A 20,491-nucleotide genomic window follows, 5' to 3' on the forward strand; every position below is an offset into this window, starting at 1 on the left:
CATCACTACCTTTGTGGACGTCCTTTCCCTCAGAACTGGTATGAACCGACTGCTCCTGATGCTACTGTTGTCTCCTCTCCTGTGCATGGCGCAGCAGACGACAATTGATACGCTGCACTGGAGCGCTGCCCGTCGACTTGAACTGGCTGATTTTCACGCACCCATTCAACCGGGCCTGGGTGGATCAGAATTTTATTACCAGATCGGCTACGAAGTACGGCCGACATCCATCTGGAACCCGCCCGCTATCGACGCCTTCTGTTTAATGTTCCGGAATTTGTCGTGGGTATCCGAAACGGCACGTAATCAACGGACGCTGGCGTACAATCAGGTGCTGTTCGACCTGGTAGAAGTGCATACCCGGCAGATGAAAGCCAAGCTGATTGCGCTGGGTGCCGACCGACGATTTAAACAGCAGGCCACGCAGATTCAGTACCTGACCAATGCTGAGCTAGGGGCCGAGGTTAACCGGTTCCGGGCCGAAACCGGTGGGGGCGATGATGCGGCCGCTTTGCAGCGCTGGCAGAAGCAGGTCACCCAGCGGCTCTATGATGTGCCCGATCTGGTCACGACGTATCAGGCGTCGAAAATAGGCTACGGGGTATTTTTCGGGGCCGGGGGTGCCTTGCCCGTTGGTCCGCTGGCCAGTACCCTCAACCCACCGGCCGGCGTGGTAATCGGTCTCGATATTGCGTTTAATCGTACATTTCTGCTATTACATCCTACGTTGTACAACGGCACCATCCGGGCGGGATTTTCGTATCATAACCAGAGTTGGGAACGAGGTATGGGAGCCAGTACGGCCTTATTTGAAGTAGGCGTAGGTCGTGCTGCCCACGACTCGCCCCGCAGTCGGCTGATTCCGTATGTGGGCTACCGGCTCCTGACTATGGTTCCCCGCGACCGGAACGATGAACGCTACAAAGGGTATTCTCTTCTGAGTCATGCTCCAGCCATAGGGCTTATTCTTGACCTTAAGCTAGGCGATAATAGCCGACGGCCCGACCGAACCGAAACCAGCTTCTGGTTCATCCGCACAAAAGTATCGTACAGCCCGATGATTGATACCAAACCCTTCTCGGGTGGCCTGCTCAACGTACAGATTGGCCTGGGTGGTTTCGGGCGCGTCCGGAAAGTGAGCTACCGCCCCGAGCCTACGGTCATTCTCTTACCTGGTAGTCTGATTTAAAGCCGGTAAAGGTAAGGGTTCATAAAGCCCACGAAATCCAGTTACTCGTCTGACTTCTGCTCTAGAAAAATCAGCAGTTCCTCGGCGTTTTTTCGGTGTAGACAACGGAACAGATACGGTAAAAAGTAGACCGTACAGAATCAGCGTATTCTTCAGGACGTGATACGTCTTTCTTTGTCTAAGCGAAGGAAATAGGAACCAACCAGCCGGTTCCGATTGTAACTTTGTTACGTTGCCTGCTTCAGCAAAGCGGCTTCTGCTTACGTCTCTATGCGTCTGTTTAGCCTATTATGTTGCCTGCTCACCGCTTCCGGGTGGGCACAAATCCCTTCACAACCGTTTTCACACGCGGATTCGCTGCGCGGGAGTTTACGCCCCGAACGCACCAGTTATGACGTTACGTTCTACGACCTGAGCCTGAGCGTTGATCCGGCCACCCGACGTATTGAAGGCAGCAACACCATCCGGTATAAAGTTGTGAAGCCGTTTCAGCGGATGCAGGTCGACCTCTTCGCCAATATGCAGGTGAAGTCGATTACGCAGGGGAACAAATCGGTAGCTTACACCCGCGATGGCAACGCCATGTTCATCACCCTGAACGAAGCGCAGCCAACCGGCCAGATTCGCGAACTGACGATCACGTATGCCGGTAGTCCGCAGGTGGCCAAGAATGCGCCCTGGGATGGGGGGTTTGTCTGGCGTAAAGACACCACAACAGCTGCAAACGCCGATTGGGTAACGGTAGCCTGCGAAGGAGCGGGCGCTAGTTTGTGGTGGCCCAACAAAGATCACCTGTCCGACGAGCCCGATTCCATGCGCATTCGCTGCCGGGTACCCAAAGGCCTGACCTGCGTCTCGAACGGGAAGTTTGTGAGCCAGCAACCGGCGAACGGTGGTCGGCAAACGGAGTGGACCTGGTACGTGCAGTACCCCATCAACAACTACAACGTAACGCTCAACATCACCGACTACGCCCATATTCAGGATACATACATCGCGAACGATGGCCAGAAACTAGCGCTTGATTATTTCGTGCTGCCGGGTAATCGGGAAAAAGCAAAAATCCATTTTGAGCAGGTAAAGCCCATGCTGGCCTGCTACGAAACCCACTTCGGCAAATACCCCTTCTGGCAGGACGGCTACAAACTAGTCGAGACGCCGTATTGGGGCATGGAGCACCAGAGTGCAGTAGCGTACGGCAACAGGTACCATAATAATTCGTCCGGGTTCGACTTCATTATCATCCACGAAAGCGGCCACGAATATTTTGGTAACAGCCTGAGCTGCGCTGACCACGCCGAGATGTGGATTCATGAGTCGTTTACTACGTATGCCGAAGCCTTGTTTATAGAGTGCACGCAGGGATTGCCCAAAACCGCCGAGTACCTGCGAGGCCAGCGTAAGCTTATTCAAAACCGATTTCCGATGGTTGGACCGATGGGCGTAAACGCCGATCAGAAAGACACGGATATTTATTACAAGGGCTCCTGGATGCTGCACACCCTTCGCCACGCGGTCAATAATGATGCGAACTGGTTTGCTGCGATTAAAGCCCTGGCGACCGAAAAACGGTTGTCCATCGTTTCAACCGAAGAAGTCGTTACGTTCTTATGCACCAAAACTGGCCTTGACCTCAAGCCATTGTTCAATCAATATCTGTACACGGCTGCCTTGCCCGTTTTAGAGTATAAGGTAAACGCCACAGGCAGCAATGAAGTCGAGATTTCGTACCGCTGGGCTGCCGATGCAGATGGCTTTAATCTGCCGGTTCAGGTACGGGGCGGATCAGGGAGCTGGCAAACCCTTCAGCCTACCCGCCAATGGTCGACGACCAAACTCAAATCGGCAGCCGACGCCGTGACGATCAACCCCGATTATGGCCTGTTCGACCTACGGGCTATGACGGTTAACTAACGATTTGTTGAAGCGGGACCGGACTTATTTTCCGAACTTGCAGTACGTATGAAAAAACACATTTTATGGATAGCTCTGGCGAGTTTAACAGCCTGCCACTCCGGCTATCACCTCACCAACCGAACGGCTACCCGGATTGGGGTTGATTCGGTAACGGCGCAGGCCGACAGCAGCGTGGCCAATTTTCTAAGACCGTACCGGCAGGGCCTCGACAGGACCATGAATGAGGTGCTGACACGCTCCACAGCCAGTATTGAAAAAGCCCAGCCCGAAGGTCCGCTGAATGATCTGCTGACGGATGCGCTATTGCAACAGGCCGCTAAACGCTACGGCAAACCCCTCGACTGCGCCCATTTGAACTACGGCGGCATTCGGAATAACTTACCGGCGGGGAACATTACAACGGGCTCAATCTTTGAAGTGATGCCGTTCGACAATCAGCTCGTTATTCTGACCGTTAAAGGCGATATGCTGCTGCAACTGCTGAACCACTTCGCCAACGGCAACAAACTGGTGATTGGTGGGCTACGTGCCAAAGTCCACAACGAGCAGGTGCAGTCGGTTCAGTTTACGAACGGCCGGACGCTTCAGCCCAATGAGACGTATACCGTCGCCATGAGCGACTACGTAGCCGACGGGGGCGATAACGCCGGTTTTCTGAAGAATCCTGTCAAGCGCGAAACCATTAATTACCTCATCCGCGATGCCTTGATCGATTATTTCCGCGAACAGGGCAAGAGTGGTCAACCTCTTACTCCAGCTTCCGATGGACGCATCAGCATCGAATAGACGCCAGTTTTTGAAACTCATCGGCACCGCAGCCGTTGTCGGCTCGGTTACGCCCGATCTACTGGCAAATTCCCATGTCGCCAGATCAACATCGCTGACGATTCTGCACACCAATGACGTACACAGTCGGTTGGATCCGTTCCCGATGGACGGCAGCCGCAACGCCGGTAAAGGGGGCATCGCCCGCCGTGCTACGCTTATTAGGCAGATACGTAACGAACAGGTAAACGGCAGTCCGCGTCAGGTGCTGCTGTTCGACGCGGGCGACATGTTTCAGGGCACGCCGTACTTTAACCTCTACAAAGGCGAGCCCGAAATTCTGGCCATGAACCAGCTCAGCTACGATGCCGGTACGATTGGGAACCACGACTTCGACGGCGGTATCGACAATATGGTTACGCAGTTTGGCAAAGCCAGTTTCCCGATCCTGATCGCGAATTACGACTTTAAAAACACCGTACTCGACGGGCGAACAACCCCGTTCAAAATCTTTGTCAAAGACGGCATCCGGATTGGTGTGTTTGGGCTGGGGATTCAGCCAAACGGCCTAATCCCGAAGGACGCCTACCGGGAAACGAAGTACCTCGATCCGATCGAGGTCGGAAATGATATGGCAGCCCGGTTGCGGAACGAGAAAAAATGTGATTACGTTATTTGCTTGTCGCACCTTGGTTTCAAGTACGAAGAACCCACCGTTTCCGATAACGTACTGGCGGCTAAGACCCGTAATATCGACCTCATCATTGGAGGTCATACGCATACGTTCCTGAATGCCCCCGTTGCCGTGAATAACCTCGATGGCCAGCCCGTCTGGATCAATCAGGTGGGGTTTGCGGGCATTAACCTTGGTCGACTTGACCTGACGTTTGAGCGGGGTAAGGCCAGCGTATCGGGGCAGTCGGTAGAAGTGAAATAAACTCAGTACCTTTGTAATAGCTTAAAGAGCGAAAGAGATAAAGGGTGAAAGAGCGATTGGTTCTTTTTTCGCTCTTTCGCTCTTTCACCCTTTCATTCTTTATCTCGTTCTCCCATGAAATTTGGCGTTGTAGTTTTTCCCGGCTCTAACTGCGATCAGGATGCAGTGGACACGCTGGAACTGATGGACCAGGAGGTCGTTAAACTTTGGCATAAAGACCATGACCTGCAGGGCTGTGATTTTATCATCCTGCCCGGCGGTTTCTCGTACGGCGATTACCTGCGCACGGGGGCTGTAGCGCGGTTTTCGCCCATTATGAACGAGGTAATTGCCCACGCCAACCGGGGAGGTTATCTGATGGGGATCTGCAACGGCTTTCAGATTCTGGCCGAAGCCCGACTCGTGCCGGGCGTGTTGCTGCAGAATGCCAATCAGCAGTACATCTGCAAAAATATTTACCTGACGCCCCAATCCCCCGACGCCCTGCTGACGGCTGGTCTGGATCGCCCCGCTTATAAAATTCCGATGGCGCACGGCGACGGTCGGTATTTCGCTGATGCCGATACGCTTAAAGAGTTGAATGATAACGGCCAGGTCCTGTTCCGCTACTGCGACGAAACCGGTGCCATCACCAAATCGGCGAACCCCAATGGCAGTCTGGAAAATATTGCGGGCGTCACCAATAAAGGCAAGAACGTATTCGGCATGATGCCGCACCCCGAGCGGGCCGCTGACCCGGCGCTCGGCAATACCGATGGCCGACTCATTCTGGAGCAGGTACTGAAAACTGTGTTAGTATAGATTATTTCGTACAATCAGAAAGCCCCAACCTGAACAGGCTGGGGCTTTCTGGTATCAGGACGTTACGTTCTAAACAAACGTGGATTACGGACAAATAGCTGACGTGTGATCCCGCCACGGCGGACCACACGTCAGCAACCTCTACTTAGTAGTAAATTAAACCTGAGCCGGAGTCGTTTCCAGCACCGGATAATCGGTATAACCTTTTTCGCCGGGGGTGTAAAACGTCGAGAAATCGGGTTGGTTCAGCTCAGCAGCCGTTTTTAAGCGCTCAACCAGGTCAGGGTTGGCAATAAACGGACGGCCAAAGGCAACCAAATCGGCCCGTCCACTTTGCAGGGCGTCTTCGGCCCGATCTGCATCGTAGCCGCCACTCAAAATAACAGTGCCATTAAAGGTACTGCGGATGGCTTCCACAATAGCCGGATCAACGGCCGGAGCACCCATCGACGCGTGATCGACCAGGTGTACGTACACGACATAATCCGACAGCTTCTCCGCTACGTAATGATAAATAACATCGTCTTCGGGTGAGTACGGCATGTCGTTGAAAACACCATAAGGCGACAGGCGAATGCCGGTCCGATCCTTTCCAATAGCGTTGCTAACGGCTTCGGCTACTTCGAGGGCGAAACGGGCGTTGTTTTCAGCCGAGCCACCGTATTCATCGGTGCGTTGGTTCGAACTCGGCCGCAGGAACTGCTCAATCAGATAGCCATTGGCTCCGTGCAGCTCGACGCCGTCGAATCCGGCTGCAATGGCATTCTTTGCCGCCTGTACAAACTCCTGAATCACTTCTTTAACCTCTTCGGTCGACAAAGCGCGTGGTTCGGCATGGTCCTGCATACCGTGCGTATCGGTATAAATCTGCCCGCTGGCCGTAATGGCCGAAGGAGCGATCACCTGGCTGTTTTCGTGCATATTCACGGGGTGGCTGATACGTCCCGTGTGCATTAGCTGCGCAAAAATCTGTCCATGTTTCGCGTGTACGGCGTCGGTTACCTTCTTCCAGCCTGCTACCTGCTCAGGAGTATAAAGGCCCGGCACCCGTGCGTATCCGTTACCATTGGGCGAAGGAGCAATTCCTTCAGAAATGATCAACCCGGCCGAAGCACGTTGTTCGTAGTAGGTTGCCATGATGTCAGTTACGCTGTGATCCGTGGTCGCCCGGTTCCGGGTCATTGGGGCCATCACGATGTGGTTCTGGAGCGTTAGGCTGCCCAGTTTTGCTTCCGAAAACAGTTTTTGTGCCATGAGCTGTGTGCTGTGTTGTCGAGATTTGTATTGTGAGATCGAGCAGAGAACGCAGCCATTTATTTAAAAGTTTAAATGTATTGAAGAAAAAACTCAGGCGAGTTTTTCCAAAAAGCCCGAAAGCTGCTGAAGCGATTCTTTGTTCAGCGATAGGTGCAGGTTTCGTCCTTCTTTCTGAGCGTTCACTAATCCACTCTCTGTCAACTGCTTAACATGGTGCGAAACGCAGGGCTGCGACAATCCGGTCATCTCCTGAATATCCGTGCAGGTCAACGTACCTTTGCGCGACAACTCCATTAAAATTGATAATCTATATTTATCAGCAATAGCACCGGTAGCTTTTTCAACGAAGCGATGTTCCATACAAGTGGTGAGTTAGCCGCCGAAGCGACCGATCTGTTTACGGTTCCGTTCACAAACCTAACAAAAGTTGGCGATTGAAGGTGCCAGGTCTGTTTCTGTCTTGTTTTAATGGTATTTTTATGTAAAACCTGAAATCTGTCTAATTCTACCTATGCGATTTCGTTTTGTGTGGTTATTGCTCGGCATCAGTACGTTCCCATTATCGTCCTCTGGTCAGTCGTTTACGGCATCTGCTCTGCCCATTATTCTGATCAACACAAATGGCCGGAACATTCCCGACGAGCCCAAAATTGTAGCCGACTTACAGATCATTGACAACGGCGCTGGCAAAGTCAACAACCTCACCGATAAACCCGCCTTTACTTGCCGAATCGGCATTGAAATGCGGGGCGCTTCGTCCCAAGATTTGTTTCCGAAAAAACCATACGGCATCGAACTGCGCGACAGCACGGGCGTAAATTCGGTGAACGTATCGCTGCTGGGTATGCCCGCCGAAGCCGACTGGGTATTGAACGCTACGTACAGCGACAAGACACTTATCCGGGAAACGCTAACGTATGACCTGAACCGGCAGATGAGTCCGTATTACACGCCCCGATACCGCTACTGCGAAGTCGTGTTGAATGGCCGTTACGACGGCATCTATATCCTGTTTGAGAAAATTAAACGGGACAAAAACCGCGTCAACATCAGCAGCATCAAGAAAACGGACGTGGCGGGTGACGCGCTGACGGGTGGCTATATTTTCAAAATTGACAAGACAGAGGGGTCCCCCTCGCGGAGCTGGCTATCGCCCTATACCGGTCCAAGGGGTCAACCTATCCTGATTCAGATTGACCGGCCAAAACCGGAAGATTTGGCGGAAGAGCAGTTTCAGTACGTAAAAAAATACATAACTGATTTTGAAAATGCCCTTCGGGGCGATCAGTTTCAGGATTCGGCGGTTGGGTATCGCAAGTACATCAACGTCGATTCCTTTGTCGATTACATGCTGCTGAATGAGGTTAGTAAAAACCAGGATGGCATGCGCTTGAGCGCGTTTTTCTACAAAGACCGGGCGTCGAAAGGCGGTAAACTGACGATGGGCCCCATCTGGGATTTTAATATCACCTACGGCAATGCTGACTATTGCAATGGCAACTCACCACAGGGCTGGGTCCACGATTATAATACGATCTGCCCCGCCGATTCCTATCAGATGCCATTCTGGTGGAATCGACTGCTGAACGATAAAGCCTTTGCCAATGCCGTTCGGACCAAATACCAGACACTGCGCAAAACGGTGCTCAACACCGAACGCATTCAACGCTACGTCGATTCGGTAGCCGTCGTCCTGACCGAACCGCGCACCCGTAATTTTCAGCGGTGGCCGGTCATTGGTACGTATGTCTGGCCGAACGGCTACGTTGGCCAAACGTATCAGCAGGAGGTCGACTACCTGAAAGAGTGGGTTCGCCAGCGGCTAAACTGGCTGGACACGGCCATGCTCTCGCTGGGAGCAATGCCCTTAGCCAATGAACCACAGGCTCAGTTCGAGTTGATCATTCGTCCAAACCCCTCCTCCGGTGACGTTACGTTACAATACCGTTTACCCCGTCCAACCAGCCTGCGGCTAACCCTGACCGATGAAACCGGGCGCATAGTCCGTCAGTTCGACTGGCCAAACCAGCCAGCCGGTGAACATCAGCAAACGCTTCGCGACCTACCCGCCGAACCCGGTGCCTATATCCTACAGATTGAGTCAGAGGGCCAACTGCTCAGCCGCAAAGTGCTTCGGCTGTAAGGTCAGCTTATTCAGTTAAGACGTAATACACAGATACGCTCTCAGCCAACGTACGGCGCAACGACCATAGCTTACGTAACGCAGTACGCTATATTCTTGACGCCGACGCTTATTTTTGCTTTTTCTACCTGATCTCTTGCCCCGTGACGTTAAACTTTACCAGGTCGATTTTCAGCAATTTAAAATTTATAGTGGGCGTTTATGCCGCGCTGGCTCTGCTGGCGAGTATTAAACTTGTCTTTTTTGAAGGTTCGGGTGTTTACAGCATCTTTTATTATTCCCTCTACCATCTGATCGACGGAAAAAGTCTGTATGCCAGTTACCCCGCTGAATACGTTGACCACTACCATTACGCCCCTACGTTTGCGGCTCTCTTCGCGCCGGTGTTCGCCCTCCCCTACTCAGTTGGTCTTTTTCTGTGGCAGCCCATGTTTGCAGCCGTCTGGGTGTACGCGATCTACCGAATGCCGTTGACACATTCGCAGAAAGTGGTTGCTTACTGGTTTTGCCTCCACGAATTGTTTACGTCCCTCGTCAACAGCCAGACAAATCCGCTTATCGCGGCTATCTCGCTATTTACGTTTTTATGTCTGGAGAAAAAGCAACCGCTATGGGCAGCTTTTTTTATCATATTGGGTGCCAATATCAAGATCTACAGCCTGGTAGCCGGTGGCTTGTTTCTTCTGTATCCGCAGAAGGTCCGCTTTTTACTATATGCCGTATTGTGGGCGGTTGTCTTTGCCTTAACTCCGCTCCTGTTCACGCCTGCCGACAAGTTAATCTGGCAGTACGGCCAGTGGGTTAATCAACTGCTGATCAAATCCGATGTCGATAAGTGGGTCAATACGTCGATTCACCGCCTTGTTCACCAGACTATCTCACCCGACATTTCGACCTCCGCGATTATTGGCGCGGGTGTGCTGCTGTTCTGCACGGTTTATGTTCGTATCAACCGGTACAAAGAACAGACCTTTAGGCTGCTGATGGTGGCCTCGGTCCTTTTGTTTCAGGTTATTTTTAATCCCGTGTCTGAATCACCGACGTACATTACGGCGGTCACGGGCGTGATGTGCTGGTGGGTCTGTAGCCCGCAAAACTGGCTGGACCGCCTGCTGCTGGCGAGTTGCTTTGTGTTTACGGTCATGTCGCCGAGTGATGTGTTTCCGGCTGTGTTACGGGAGCAGTTTGTCAAACCATACGTACTAAAAGCGCTCCCCTGCGTGCTGATCTGGTTTCGCCTTATCTACCTGATGCATGTACCCTCCCAGTCTCAGTTGGTGTTACGTTCTGCCCAATCGTAGCTAAAAGTTTCGGGATTACATCGACCTTTGCAACGGCTTATACCCGTAACACGGGCTTATTATCTGTTTTCAGTCACCATGACAATCAGCGGTTTTTCATACGTACGTAACGGAATTCAATACCAATATCCGTTTTTAGAATCGATTCAGTCAATCCTGCCGATCTGCGACGAATTCGTTATTGCGGTGGGCGACTCGCACGACGGAACTCGTGAAGCGATCGAAGCGCTCAACAGCCCGAAGATCAAAATTATAGATACTGTCTGGGACGATGAATTGAGGCAGGGCGGGAAAATCTTTGCCCAACAGTCGAACCTTGCTTTAGCCGCTTGCCAGGGTGACTGGCTCTTTCATATCCAAGCCGACGAAATCATTCACGAAAACGATTTGCCGACCATTAAAGCAGCCATTGAAGAAGCTGACGGTGATCCGCAAGTTGAGGGCATCCTCTTTGACTTCTTCAATTTCTACGGAAGTTATAAGTACCTCAACGGAAGCCGCTACCAGCATACGAAAGAGATTCGCATATTCCGGAATGGGCTGGATGCGTTTTCGTACCGCGACTCACAGGGGTTTCGACGTTATAAAAACGCAACTCAGCGGGCGAGCGGCCATAAAGGCGAAAAACTGCATGTGCGCTACATCGGCGTGCCAGTGTACCATTACAGCTACGTTCGGCATCCAGAAGCTATGCTTCAGAAGACCCAAATCTTCGCCCATTACTACATGGACGATCAACAGTATGCCAAGGTATTTGAGGGCAGTAAGGCGTTCGATTATTATCACATCGAGCGAATTATTCCGTTTACGGGCACGCACCCGGCCGTTATGTCGGAACTTGTCAAGCACGGCAACTACGATTTCGATCCTAACAAAATCAACAAGGATATGCCGCTAAAAAAACGCGTCGCCTATTGGTTGGATAACCTCTTAGGCCGACGCGTTGGCGAATACAAAAACTATAAACTTATAAGGGGTTAGAAGCGAGGAGACAGGAGCGAGAATTTATCAAGCTGGTCTTTTTTGCGCCAGTCTTCTCACTCCTGTCTGCTCGCTCCTATCTACGCTAAAAGCTATACATCACACAGCAGTACCGCTTCTTTAAGGCTGGTTAGCGGATCACGTTTCGGAATAAACTCCTGCGATACGTAGCCTTTGAAGCCGGTATCGACAATGGCTTTCATAATGGCGGGGTAATTCAGTTCCTGCGTCTCGTCGATCTCGTTGCGACCGGGATTACCGCCCGTATGGTAGTGACCAATGTATTTATTGTGGGCGCGGATGGTCCGGATGATATCGCCCTCCATGATCTGCATGTGGTAGATGTCGTACAGCAGCTTGAAGTTCTCGGAACCAACGCGTTTGCACAGGTCTACGCCCCAGGCCGTGTGATCGCACATGTAATCTTTGTGATCCACTTTGCTGTTGAGCAACTCCATAATCATCGTGATTCCGTACTTCTCAGCGCTGGGCATCAGTCGTTTGAGGCCTTTCGCACAGTTTTCGAGCCCCTGCTCGTCGCTCATCCCCCGCCGATTTCCCGAAAAGCAGATAACGGAAGTAAGACCCGCTTCTTTCAGTTTTGGGAAAATGGCTTCGTAGCTGGCGACCAGTTCGTCGTGGAACTTCGGGTCGTTGAACCCATCGTTAATACCTTTGCCCGCACCCTGGGGCAGCGCACTGGTCAGGCCATATTTCTTTAAAACAGGCCATTCGTCGGGACCGGTTAGCTCAATGGATTTGATGCCAATGTCTTTAGCAGCTTTGCAAAGGTCTTCCAGCGGTATTTTACTATAACACCACCGACAAACCGAGTGATTGATGCGCCCCTTCAACATAGGAGCGCCCGATTCAGTGTGCATCATAGAGCGGGCAAAGGAGTCAGTGAGCACCGGCAGTGTGAGTGCAGTGCCCGTCAGGGTTTTTAGAACGTTTCGACGTATCATAATGAGTGAAAGAGTGAATGAGTGAAAGAGCGAATGAATAGATGAAGACTAAATTCGCTCTTTCACTCATTCACTCTTTCACTCTATTAATCATAGTTCGCGGATCCGGATGTTACGGTACCAGACTTTATCGCCGTGATCCTGCAATGCCAGATGACCGGTTGTGTACTTGTTAAAGCCTTCCCACCCCTTAAATTTACTCTGAGCGACCATGGCATCCCATTCCGGACCGCTGGCGGTGTATTCCGCGATCTTCTTGCCGTTCAGGTAATGCTCTACTTTGCCGTTGTTGATTACCAGACGCGCCTTGTTCCACTCCCCGGCGGGTTTGGCCGCGTTCGGCGTAATTGGCTTTTGCAGATCATAGAGCGCCCCAGCCGTCCGGTTGCCATCGCGGCCCTGCTTGGCGTCCGGGTGGCGTTCGTTATCGAGCACCTGCATTTCGGGGCCGGTCTGATACGTGGCTTTGTACTTCGGATCTTCGTGCACGTGATAAATAACACCGCTATTACCTCCCTCAGCAATTTTCCACTCCAGTTCCAGCTCAAAATTACCGTATTCTTTGTCGGTCACCAGATCACCGGCTCCACCAGACGCCAAATGAATAGCTCCGTTATCAACTGTCCACTTATCGGAAACGGGCTGGCCACTTTTCAGATACGTATGCCAGCCGCTTAGTGATTTCCCATCGAACAGCGATTCCCACTTCCCTTTTTTGGGCTTAACGGCCGACCCGTCCGATCCATCAGTGCGGGTTACTTTTCCCGGATTAGCGTAAGTAAGGCTGAGGTTGCAAGTCAGTGCGAGGGCCAAAAGTCCGGCCACGGAAAGACGTTGGTAGTTCATTGTCGAGAAACGTTAGGATTTTGTCGGGACAATACTAACGAAAAAACCGATAGGCAGTGCGTTCACAAAATATTTAAGCGCTTCTGTAAATTCAGGCAATTTTAGAGACTATTATTCTGTTGGATTATTGCAACATCGATTTGGGTTGCTCAACGAAGACCAGTATGGAAGCGACGACCTTGATACCCGCCGAAAAACAACGCTATCAGAAACACCTGAATCTGCCGGAAATTGGTACAGAAGGCCAATTGCGGCTCAAAAATGCCCGTGTGCTGGTGGTGGGTGCGGGTGGATTGGGCTGTCCCGTTCTGTTGTACCTCACGGCCGCTGGGGTGGGCACCATTGGCCTTATTGACCCGGATGTTGTCGACCTCAGTAATCTTCAGCGGCAGGTGCTGTATACGACGGACGAAGTAGGCAAGCCCAAAGCGAAAGTCGCCGTTAGCCACCTGAATCGGCTGAATCCTGATCTGACGTTTGATACGTATACCATGGCGCTGGAGATCGGAAATGCCCGCGCCATCATTGAGGCTTATGACATTGTCGTCGACTGTACCGACAACTTCAAGGTTCGGTACCTGGTCAATGACGTGTGCGTACTGCTCAACAAGCCGTTTGTGTACGGTGCTATCCATCGTTTTGAAGGGCAGGTGGCCGTCCTGAACGCTGACCTGGGCGATGGCCGTCGCGGGCCTACGTATCGCTGCCTGTTTCCGGAACACCCCAACGAGATCGAAATTCCAAACTGCAACGACACGGGCGTGCTGGGCGTGCTTCCCGGTGTTATCGGTACGTATCAGGCCAACGAAGTCATTAAACTCATCACCGGAATTGGCCAGTCGCTGAGCGAACACTTATTTATGGTCGATCTGCTGGCGATGAGTCAGCAAAAAATTAAGATTAAACGCCAGGCCGACGCGCACGAACTGGCCCAACAGGGGCTGGCATCGGCCGGTACCCAATCGGCGCGGGTTAACACCGCTCCTCAAAAGATGTCGGTTCACGAGCTGGCTGACCGGCTGGCACAGGGCGAAAACTTATTCCTGCTGGACGTTCGTGAGCGGCCTGAATACGAACTTTGCCACCTGACGGATGCCGTGCTGATTCCAGTCGGTATGATTCCCAACAACCGCAAACGGATTCCCACCGACCGGCCCGTGGTTGTGTACTGCCACCACGGAATTCGGTCGGCGAACGTCGTGCAGTATCTGTACACGCAGGACGGGCTAACGAATCTGTTCAACCTCGACGGGGGCATTAATGCGTGGGCGCGTGACATTGAGCCCGAAATGGCCGTGTATTAATCCCGGAACCAAGCCTTGCCCCGCACTGTTCTGAGGGCAATCACGGATCAATGAGCCGCCCGTAAACCGGTTCTGAACCGTGCGTTCCACCTATCTTATCATGTTCGTCAACGTACTTAAATCGAAACTCCACCGCGTCAGAGTTACGCAGGCAGAACTCAATTACGTCGGAAGCATCACCATCGATGAAGACCTTATGGATGCGGCTGGCCTGTTTGAAAATGAACAGGTTCACGTCGTCAACAATAACAACGGAGAGCGACTCATCACGTACGTCATTAAAGGCGAGCGGGGGTCAGGCATTATCTGTTTGAATGGAGCCGCGGCCCGACGCGCTCAGGTCGGCGATATTGTTATTATCATTTCGTACGCCATGATGACGCCCGAGGAAGCAAAGAGCTTTAAACCAACCGTTGTGTTTCCGGACGATGCCAACCAGCTCGTGCGCGTTTAGCCGATTCATCAATTGATAACCCCGGTATCATGGAAACTCCGTTACTTTGTGGCGGAGTTTTTTGCTTGGGTTCGTTCAGGGCATTCCAGTATCCTGTTCGAGCGCTACCAAAGACGGCTTACGGGCTGCGACTGTGTATGAATCTGAAAAATATCGTTAAATACCTCGTTTCATTAGCCATTGCGGGTGGGCTGCTTTGGTTTACGTTTCAGCAGAGTCACCTTGATGCCGCCGACTTATGGGCCAGGATCAGCGCGGCCGATTACCGCTGGGTACTCGTGTCAGCGGTGTTAACCATTGTCGCTCACTGGAGCCGGGCCGAGCGCTGGCGAATTTTACTGGAGCCCGTGGTGCCCCAGCGGCCAACCGCAGTCGATGCCACCACCAGCGTACTGACCGGCTATCTGGCGAATCTTGCCTTACCCCGCGCCGGTGAAGTAGCCCGCTGCGGTACGTTGTACCGACTAGCCAACGTACCGGTTAACGTAAGTTTTGGGACCGTGGTCGCCGAGCGTTTATTCGACGTACTCATGCTGCTGATCTTACTGGCGGCTACGTTTATTTTGGAGTTCGACCGGCTGAGCCAGTTCTTCATGGAGTTTTTAGGTGGTAAGCTGCCCAAGGGGTCAAGCGGATCGGGCTTACTGATTCTGGCGGGTGCTGTCGTATTGGGAGTTGGCCTATTAGCCTGGTTCCTGTTCAACCGGTACCGCGACGCCCTGGGCCGACATCCGCTTTATCAGAAAGTCAGTGCGTTTCTAACCGGTTTACTCGCAGGGCTGCTGAGCGTCCGGAAACTACGTCGGCCCGGTGCCTTCCTGGCCCATACAGTCCTGATCTGGACTTTGTATTACCTGATGTCCTATACCTTGTTCTTTGCCATGCCCGCCACCGCGAACCTGGGCCCATTGGCCGGGTTGACCATTTTAGTGGTGGGATCGTTAGGCATGGCCGCTCCTACACCGGGCGGCATCGGATCGTTTCACCTGCTGGTGGGCCAGGTTGCCCTGCTATATGGCCTGACCAGCCAGGACGGTCAGGTGCTGGCTACGTTCATCCACGGCGTGTCTACGCTCATGATCATCATTCTGGGAATAATCAGCTTACTGGTTGTGCTGCTCCGACGGAATAAAGCCACCCAGGAAGCCGACGTCTTAAACGACCCCAAAGCCATTAAACTAGGGTAACGTAACGTATGACCGAGTCAAAGATTCTTTCCCGCGCCGAGGCCATTCGTCAGGCAGATCAGTGGCGAGCCGAAGGCCAGCGCATTGTGTTCACCAATGGCTGCTTCGACATTGTTCACCTCGGCCACATCGATTACCTGGAGAAAGCGCGCAGCCTGGGCGACCGGATGATTTTGGGGCTCAACACCGATGCTTCCGTTAGCTGCATCAAAGGACCACTGCGGCCCGTTGTCAACGAATATGCCCGTGCCCGGCTCATGGCTGCTCTTCAATTTGTCGACGCCGTTACGCTGTTTAGCGAATCTACTCCGCTGGAACTGATTGAAGCCGTTCGGCCCGATATTCTCGTTAAAGGTAATGACTATACAATTGACACCATCGTTGGAGCTGATTTTGTGCTGGCACGCGGTGGTAAAGTCGAAACTGTGGCGCTCATACCTGGCTACTCGACCACCAGGCTAATCGAACGTATCAAACAAAGTTACTAGCTCCGGTTGACGCTACGACCTCGTTTATTGCTGATCGGTCGTTTGCAACCGGTCTCGGAAAAACAATGGAAAATTTATGCAGTATGGCCGTTTAAAAAGTTTAGCCTACAACTTCAATAGGATTTAACAATTACGCTTCTTATTTTTAAGTCCCTGTTAGGCAACTCAGCTCATGTTGCAGTGGGGTACCCATTGAATTAAGTTTAACTATTACGTCGATAATCCAGTTTTGAGTAGTAGTAAATATAGTGTTATCCTGTAAACCGGCAACGTAACAATGATTAGGCAACTACACCGAAGTCACATATGGGCGTCTCTGTTCTTCCTGATCCTGTGGCCAGTATCTGGACGATCATCAGCTGACCGCACGGGCGACCAGATTCTGGGTCGATGGCTGTTTCCTTCCAAGGGCTCAAGCGTAGATGTTTACCGGCTGGGTAGTCATTACTTTGCCCGGGTCGCGGAGGTTGACCAGGCAGGTCAGAGGAACTATGGCCTGGCCAAAGATAAAGTCTTGATCAGCAATCTGGCGTTCAATGGTCGGGTGTGGACCGATGGTGAACTGATTCATCCGAAAACGGGCACGGCACTGGATGTTGAACTGCGTATGTCGGATCAGCAGACCATGACAGTAACCTTGTACAAGGGCATCAAACTTCTGCATAAGAAATTTGACATGACTCGAAAATCGACCTTATAACCATCCTCTTTTCTTACCAAAAACTGTCTAGCCTGATCTATTTATATAGGTCAGGCTAGACGATTTTTGACATGTCAAGTGGTTTCCAGACTTGATAAATGGTACATACAGCGGGAGACTTTTTCGATTGAATAGTTGTTTTACTAGTAACCGGGCTCTAAGTTGCCCACTTTACGCAAACTATTAACCTGACCAACGATGATTTGGATTATCATGATTGTGATCTTCGGCGCCAGCGCTTTTGTGAGCTGGCGATTGCGAAGTAAGTTTAACGAATACTCTCAGGTTGGCTTAAGCAACGGCATGAGCGGTGCGGAAGTAGCCCAGACGATGTTACGTCAGAATGGCATTTACGACGTACGGGTTATGTCCGTTGAAGGAATGCTGACTGACCACTATAACCCGCAGGATAAAACGGTTAATCTGAGTGCCGATGTGTACTATGGCCGGAGCGTAGCCGCTGCCGCCGTAGCCGCCCACGAATGTGGTCACGCCGTTCAGCATCAGGTAGCCTACGGCCCTTTACAGTTCCGTTCGGCAATGGTGCCTGTATTAACCGTATCATCGCGTTATATGCAATGGGTGCTGCTGGCGGGTGTACTGCTGCTGAACTCTACGCCCATTCCGTTAGCTGTCGGCGTAGCGTTATTCGCGCTGACAACCTTGTTCAGTTTTGTTACGTTACCGGTCGAGTTTGACGCCAGCCGCCGGGCGCTGGCCTGGATTCAGACGAACGGGGTCGTTAACCAACGCGAATATGGACTTGCCAAAGACGCGCTCTGGTGGGCGGCTATGACCTATGTCGTTGCTGCATTGGGTTCCTTAGCTACGTTGCTGTACTACGCCAGCCTATTGATGGGTGGCCGTCGGAGCGACTAAGAAGATTAACGTATAAGCCAAAAAGCCCCATCGGTGTCGGTGGGGCTTTTTTAGTTTGGGGTAACCCGGTCAACTGAGCCGCAGCGATGAAAGCATATTCACTACGTACCCTGATTCGACCATCTCCTGGGTTGGTGCCGAGCGGTCAATCAGTGTGCCTGCAACGGCTACCGCCAGGGCAATGACCAGAGCTGGCCAGAAGCCAACAATTGTGAAACTATCCAGAAAGCTGTCGATCAGTTTGAGCAGAATTGCCGTCACGACAACCCGAATTACGCCCGTCAGCAGAAAGAACGTAATCAGATTCAAGGGAAACCGGATAATCCAGCCGATGAAAAAGTTCAGTAAACCCAGCAGTACCGCAATCAGCAGAGCGGTACCAAAGTTTTTTACATCAATTTGGGGCATCAGGTAGGCCAGCCCGAAAATAACGGCGGCATCCAGCAGCAAGTGCAAAATAAGGTTCATACAGTCGTAATACGTAGTCAGTTCGTTTGAACAACTGTTTCAGCGATGGATGGTTTATAAAGTTGTTACCGAAACGGTAGTATAACCTTATGGCTCAACAAACTATTTACGACGGATACACACTAACGAACTGCTCTTATGCACCGGATCTGCATTGTTTTTTTGGTATTACTCACAGCTTGCGGCCAGAGCGCATCGCAGCAACAGGCAGTACGTTCGTCTCCTGCGGATTCCGCCAAGGTTTATCGGTTTGGTGAGGCCAGCCGCGATGGCATTGGCAAAATCTATCAGGGACGGGAAATTGCGCAGGTCATGGGTCATCTCGGCGCTTCCTGGCTCGACCGGCCCGAACGGGAACGCGAAGAACGTACCGACCTACTGCTGGACGCGCTAGACCTGAAGCCCACGGATGTAGTGGCCGATATCGGCGCGGGGACCGGTTTTTTTACCTTTCTGATGGCGCCCAAGGTGCCGCAGGGCAAGGTACTTGCCGTTGATATTCAGCCTGAAATGATCGACTACCTGAACGCGGGAAAGACGAAACGAAACCTTACGAACGTACAACCCGTGCTGGGTACCGAATCGGACCCCAAACTAGCCGCCAACCGCATCGATCTGGCCATACTAATTGATGCGTACCATGAATTCTCATATCCGCAGGAGATGATGAAACACATTGCCTCGGCGCTGAAGCCAGGCGGCCGAATCGTTCTGGTCGAGTACCGGGCTGAAGACCCGAACGTACCCATCAAGGAACTGCATAAATTAAGCGTAGCGCAGGCCACCAAAGAAATGAAGGCCATTGGCCTCCGACTTCTCAAAAACGACAAGCGCTTACCTCAGCAGCACATCATGTTCTTTGGAAAATAACCAAGTGCAGCTAGTCCGTGCCTGCCTGTCATTTCCGTTTATAGAAATACAAAACCTGTGGTGTCCACCAATTCAACGCTTCCGAAGTGGTGTAATATCCGGCTTTATGGGCGGACCAGGTGATTGCCTCGCCCTGGGGCTCTTCAGCTAAGGGTTCAAACACCGGAGGGCGTTTTAAGGCATCCACCACCGACTCGTCCTGATTCCGCGTGTAATAAAACGCGGCTGTGTATGTCCGAATCAAAAGTTCGCTCCCGTCGGGCGAAAAATCAGCCGCCGTTACGCTTCTGAACGGAATTGCCAGTACACGCTCCGGCCTGGTTGGCGTTGATACCGATTGTGGATAAGCCGCTTTGTACACAACGCACTGCTCGTCTTTGGAGAGGATATACAGGTCGCGCGACCGTGGGTCTACCAGTATGGCTTCGGCATTTTTAGGTCCGTCGGGCAGTTGAAAGCTCAGCCTGTCGGCTCCGGTAATACGTCCGACGAATGGTAGTTCACGCCCCTTCAGCGTCGGCTCCGGAAAGCGGTAGATGATTTTTTCGGAATAACGTAATCGATTGTCGCCGATGTCAGCTACGTAGATGTACGACTGCCCGGCAACCGGTCCCGGTCCCACGGCTATATCCTCCCAGTCGCGGTTGGTGGCTCCTTCAATGATGAACCGGGCCACAATGGTCCCGTCCTCGCTCAGCAGAAAAATCGTGTTGGTGTTGCCGGAATCAGCATGCGTCCATAAATAACCGGGATTCTGCTGGCTGGGGGCTAGTCCCGAAGTTTCTTCTAAGTCACTGTCGTCCAGAATAGCTATGGGTTCCGGCTCGGCAAAGTGCATGGTATCTGTCCGAACGTCGGCCAGTGAGTAACTCACCCACGGCAGCTGGGGCTGATTGGCCACCACCGCAGGCTCCGTAGCTGGCGAGTCCGGTGCCTGATGACAGTTTATCAGCAGAGTCGCCAGACCTGCCAGGATAAATCGGGTACAGTTCATGATGGGTAGCGCACGCAAATCCCGCTCCAGCTTTTAGCGTAACGT

At 52.2% G+C, this 20,491-nt stretch carries 21 protein-coding genes; 15 read left to right on the top strand and 6 right to left on the bottom strand.

Going from position 1 to position 20,491, the window contains the following annotated elements; genetic code table 11:
* The first annotated feature begins 40 nt into the window (after positions 1-40).
* The 5 genes from ACYVBJ_RS19980 (at position 41) to purQ (ending at position 5,609) form a co-directional block, all read left to right on the top strand.
* Positions 41-1,189: a hypothetical protein gene (locus ACYVBJ_RS19980; RefSeq protein WP_460984073.1), complete on the top strand. Its 1,149-nt coding sequence runs from the start codon at positions 41-43 to the stop codon at positions 1,187-1,189.
* A gap of 270 nt (positions 1,190-1,459) precedes the next feature.
* Positions 1,460-3,103 (top strand): M1 family metallopeptidase, encoded by a 1,644-nt coding sequence (locus ACYVBJ_RS19985; protein WP_460984074.1) that lies wholly within the window; start codon positions 1,460-1,462, stop codon positions 3,101-3,103.
* A 48-nt stretch (positions 3,104-3,151) separates the two neighbouring features.
* Entirely contained in the window at positions 3,152-3,892 is a 741-nt protein-coding gene (locus tag ACYVBJ_RS19990; protein WP_460984075.1) for a 5'-nucleotidase C-terminal domain-containing protein, read from the top strand.
* The gene (locus ACYVBJ_RS19995; protein WP_460984076.1) at positions 3,870-4,808 is read left to right on the top strand and encodes a bifunctional metallophosphatase/5'-nucleotidase; all 939 of its coding nucleotides are present in this window, start codon (positions 3,870-3,872) and stop codon (positions 4,806-4,808) included. Before ACYVBJ_RS19990 ends, ACYVBJ_RS19995 begins: the two co-directional genes overlap by 23 nt.
* 114 nt (positions 4,809-4,922) lie before the next feature.
* On the top strand, positions 4,923-5,609 hold the full coding sequence (gene purQ, locus ACYVBJ_RS20000; protein ID WP_460984077.1) for a phosphoribosylformylglycinamidine synthase subunit PurQ: 687 nt from the start codon (positions 4,923-4,925) through the stop codon (positions 5,607-5,609).
* A gap of 156 nt (positions 5,610-5,765) precedes the next feature.
* On the opposite strand, the gene ACYVBJ_RS20005 is transcribed toward purQ, so the two are convergent.
* Both ACYVBJ_RS20005 and ACYVBJ_RS20010 read right to left on the bottom strand, forming a co-directional pair.
* Positions 5,766-6,863 (bottom strand): alkene reductase, encoded by a 1,098-nt coding sequence (locus ACYVBJ_RS20005; RefSeq protein WP_460984078.1) that lies wholly within the window; start codon positions 6,861-6,863, stop codon positions 5,766-5,768.
* Positions 6,864-6,956: 93 nt separating this feature from the next.
* On the bottom strand, positions 6,957-7,226 hold the full coding sequence (locus tag ACYVBJ_RS20010; RefSeq protein ID WP_460976130.1) for an ArsR/SmtB family transcription factor: 270 nt from the start codon (positions 7,224-7,226) through the stop codon (positions 6,957-6,959).
* Between the two features lie 151 nt (positions 7,227-7,377).
* Here ACYVBJ_RS20010 and ACYVBJ_RS20015 point away from each other — a divergent pair, with 151 nt between their 5' ends.
* The 3 genes from ACYVBJ_RS20015 (at position 7,378) to ACYVBJ_RS20025 (ending at position 11,291) form a co-directional block, all read left to right on the top strand.
* The gene (locus ACYVBJ_RS20015; protein ID WP_460984079.1) at positions 7,378-9,009 is read left to right on the top strand and encodes a CotH kinase family protein; all 1,632 of its coding nucleotides are present in this window, start codon (positions 7,378-7,380) and stop codon (positions 9,007-9,009) included.
* Between the two features lie 143 nt (positions 9,010-9,152).
* Positions 9,153-10,310, top strand: coding sequence for a glycosyltransferase family 87 protein (locus ACYVBJ_RS20020; protein WP_460984080.1), 1,158 nt, complete (start codon positions 9,153-9,155; stop codon positions 10,308-10,310).
* Positions 10,311-10,388: 78 nt separating this feature from the next.
* Positions 10,389-11,291, top strand: a complete 903-nt coding sequence (locus ACYVBJ_RS20025) for a glycosyltransferase family 2 protein (RefSeq protein WP_460984081.1) — start codon at positions 10,389-10,391, stop codon at positions 11,289-11,291.
* Positions 11,292-11,383: 92 nt separating this feature from the next.
* On the opposite strand, the gene ACYVBJ_RS20030 is transcribed toward ACYVBJ_RS20025, so the two are convergent.
* Both ACYVBJ_RS20030 and ACYVBJ_RS20035 read right to left on the bottom strand, forming a co-directional pair.
* Positions 11,384-12,256, bottom strand: a complete 873-nt coding sequence (locus tag ACYVBJ_RS20030) for a hydroxypyruvate isomerase family protein (RefSeq protein WP_460984082.1) — start codon at positions 12,254-12,256, stop codon at positions 11,384-11,386.
* 90 nt (positions 12,257-12,346) lie between these two features.
* A complete protein-coding gene (locus ACYVBJ_RS20035; protein WP_460984083.1) occupies positions 12,347-13,102 on the bottom strand; it encodes a 3-keto-disaccharide hydrolase in 756 nt (251 codons plus the stop codon).
* A gap of 164 nt (positions 13,103-13,266) precedes the next feature.
* Here ACYVBJ_RS20035 and moeB point away from each other — a divergent pair, with 164 nt between their 5' ends.
* From moeB to ACYVBJ_RS20065, 6 genes are all read left to right on the top strand, one after another.
* Positions 13,267-14,406 carry a molybdopterin-synthase adenylyltransferase MoeB gene (gene moeB / locus ACYVBJ_RS20040; RefSeq protein WP_460984084.1) on the top strand — a complete coding sequence of 380 codons (1,140 nt, stop codon included), beginning with the start codon at positions 13,267-13,269 and terminating at the stop codon, positions 14,404-14,406.
* A gap of 100 nt (positions 14,407-14,506) precedes the next feature.
* Entirely contained in the window at positions 14,507-14,860 is a 354-nt protein-coding gene (gene panD / locus ACYVBJ_RS20045; RefSeq protein ID WP_460984085.1) for an aspartate 1-decarboxylase, read from the top strand.
* Positions 14,861-14,997: 137 nt separating this feature from the next.
* On the top strand, positions 14,998-16,047 hold the full coding sequence (locus ACYVBJ_RS20050) for a lysylphosphatidylglycerol synthase transmembrane domain-containing protein (RefSeq protein WP_460984086.1): 1,050 nt from the start codon (positions 14,998-15,000) through the stop codon (positions 16,045-16,047).
* Between the two features lie 8 nt (positions 16,048-16,055).
* Positions 16,056-16,535 carry a D-glycero-beta-D-manno-heptose 1-phosphate adenylyltransferase gene (gene rfaE2, locus ACYVBJ_RS20055; protein WP_460984087.1) on the top strand — a complete coding sequence of 160 codons (480 nt, stop codon included), beginning with the start codon at positions 16,056-16,058 and terminating at the stop codon, positions 16,533-16,535.
* A 277-nt stretch (positions 16,536-16,812) separates the two neighbouring features.
* Complete coding sequence (locus ACYVBJ_RS20060) at positions 16,813-17,235, top strand: DUF2147 domain-containing protein (RefSeq protein ID WP_460984088.1); 423 nt, start codon at positions 16,813-16,815, stop codon at positions 17,233-17,235.
* A gap of 213 nt (positions 17,236-17,448) precedes the next feature.
* A complete protein-coding gene (locus ACYVBJ_RS20065) occupies positions 17,449-18,114 on the top strand; it encodes a zinc metallopeptidase (protein WP_460984156.1) in 666 nt (221 codons plus the stop codon).
* A gap of 69 nt (positions 18,115-18,183) precedes the next feature.
* On the opposite strand, the gene ACYVBJ_RS20070 is transcribed toward ACYVBJ_RS20065, so the two are convergent.
* The gene (locus ACYVBJ_RS20070; protein ID WP_460984089.1) at positions 18,184-18,582 is read right to left on the bottom strand and encodes a phage holin family protein; all 399 of its coding nucleotides are present in this window, start codon (positions 18,580-18,582) and stop codon (positions 18,184-18,186) included.
* Between the two features lie 138 nt (positions 18,583-18,720).
* On the opposite strand from ACYVBJ_RS20070, the gene ACYVBJ_RS20075 reads away from it, so the two are divergent.
* Positions 18,721-19,452, top strand: a complete 732-nt coding sequence (locus ACYVBJ_RS20075; protein WP_460984090.1) for a class I SAM-dependent methyltransferase — start codon at positions 18,721-18,723, stop codon at positions 19,450-19,452.
* Positions 19,453-19,480: 28 nt separating this feature from the next.
* On the opposite strand, the gene ACYVBJ_RS20080 is transcribed toward ACYVBJ_RS20075, so the two are convergent.
* Positions 19,481-20,446, bottom strand: coding sequence for a hypothetical protein (locus ACYVBJ_RS20080; RefSeq protein WP_460984091.1), 966 nt, complete (start codon positions 20,444-20,446; stop codon positions 19,481-19,483).
* Positions 20,447-20,491: the final 45 nt, after the last annotated feature.

This window comes from Spirosoma fluminis (assembly GCF_054778895.1).

Bases quoted from the DNA above. Each gene is read 5' to 3' on its own strand.
- ACYVBJ_RS20065 (WP_460984156.1), top strand. From the start codon at position 17,449: ATGATTGTGATCTTCGGCGCCAGCGCTTTTGTGAGCTGGCGATTGCGA.
- ACYVBJ_RS20005 (WP_460984078.1), bottom strand. From the start codon at position 6,863: ATGGCACAAAAACTGTTTTCGGAAGCAAAACTGGGCAGCCTAACGCTC.
- ACYVBJ_RS20015 (WP_460984079.1), top strand. From the start codon at position 7,378: ATGCGATTTCGTTTTGTGTGGTTATTGCTCGGCATCAGTACGTTCCCA.
- ACYVBJ_RS20035 (WP_460984083.1), bottom strand. From the start codon at position 13,102: ATGAACTACCAACGTCTTTCCGTGGCCGGACTTTTGGCCCTCGCACTG.
- ACYVBJ_RS20025 (WP_460984081.1), top strand. From the start codon at position 10,389: ATGACAATCAGCGGTTTTTCATACGTACGTAACGGAATTCAATACCAA.
- ACYVBJ_RS20030 (WP_460984082.1), bottom strand. From the start codon at position 12,256: ATGATACGTCGAAACGTTCTAAAAACCCTGACGGGCACTGCACTCACA.
- ACYVBJ_RS20075 (WP_460984090.1), top strand. From the start codon at position 18,721: ATGCACCGGATCTGCATTGTTTTTTTGGTATTACTCACAGCTTGCGGC.
- ACYVBJ_RS19985 (WP_460984074.1), top strand. From the start codon at position 1,460: ATGCGTCTGTTTAGCCTATTATGTTGCCTGCTCACCGCTTCCGGGTGG.
- ACYVBJ_RS19990 (WP_460984075.1), top strand. From the start codon at position 3,152: ATGAAAAAACACATTTTATGGATAGCTCTGGCGAGTTTAACAGCCTGC.
- panD (WP_460984085.1), top strand. From the start codon at position 14,507: ATGTTCGTCAACGTACTTAAATCGAAACTCCACCGCGTCAGAGTTACG.
- ACYVBJ_RS19980 (WP_460984073.1), top strand. From the start codon at position 41: ATGAACCGACTGCTCCTGATGCTACTGTTGTCTCCTCTCCTGTGCATG.
- ACYVBJ_RS20060 (WP_460984088.1), top strand. From the start codon at position 16,813: ATGATTAGGCAACTACACCGAAGTCACATATGGGCGTCTCTGTTCTTC.
- purQ (WP_460984077.1), top strand. From the start codon at position 4,923: ATGAAATTTGGCGTTGTAGTTTTTCCCGGCTCTAACTGCGATCAGGAT.
- moeB (WP_460984084.1), top strand. From the start codon at position 13,267: ATGGAAGCGACGACCTTGATACCCGCCGAAAAACAACGCTATCAGAAA.
- rfaE2 (WP_460984087.1), top strand. From the start codon at position 16,056: ATGACCGAGTCAAAGATTCTTTCCCGCGCCGAGGCCATTCGTCAGGCA.
- ACYVBJ_RS19995 (WP_460984076.1), top strand. From the start codon at position 3,870: ATGGACGCATCAGCATCGAATAGACGCCAGTTTTTGAAACTCATCGGC.
- ACYVBJ_RS20080 (WP_460984091.1), bottom strand. From the start codon at position 20,446: ATGAACTGTACCCGATTTATCCTGGCAGGTCTGGCGACTCTGCTGATA.
- ACYVBJ_RS20070 (WP_460984089.1), bottom strand. From the start codon at position 18,582: ATGAACCTTATTTTGCACTTGCTGCTGGATGCCGCCGTTATTTTCGGG.
- ACYVBJ_RS20050 (WP_460984086.1), top strand. From the start codon at position 14,998: ATGAATCTGAAAAATATCGTTAAATACCTCGTTTCATTAGCCATTGCG.
- ACYVBJ_RS20010 (WP_460976130.1), bottom strand. From the start codon at position 7,226: ATGGAACATCGCTTCGTTGAAAAAGCTACCGGTGCTATTGCTGATAAA.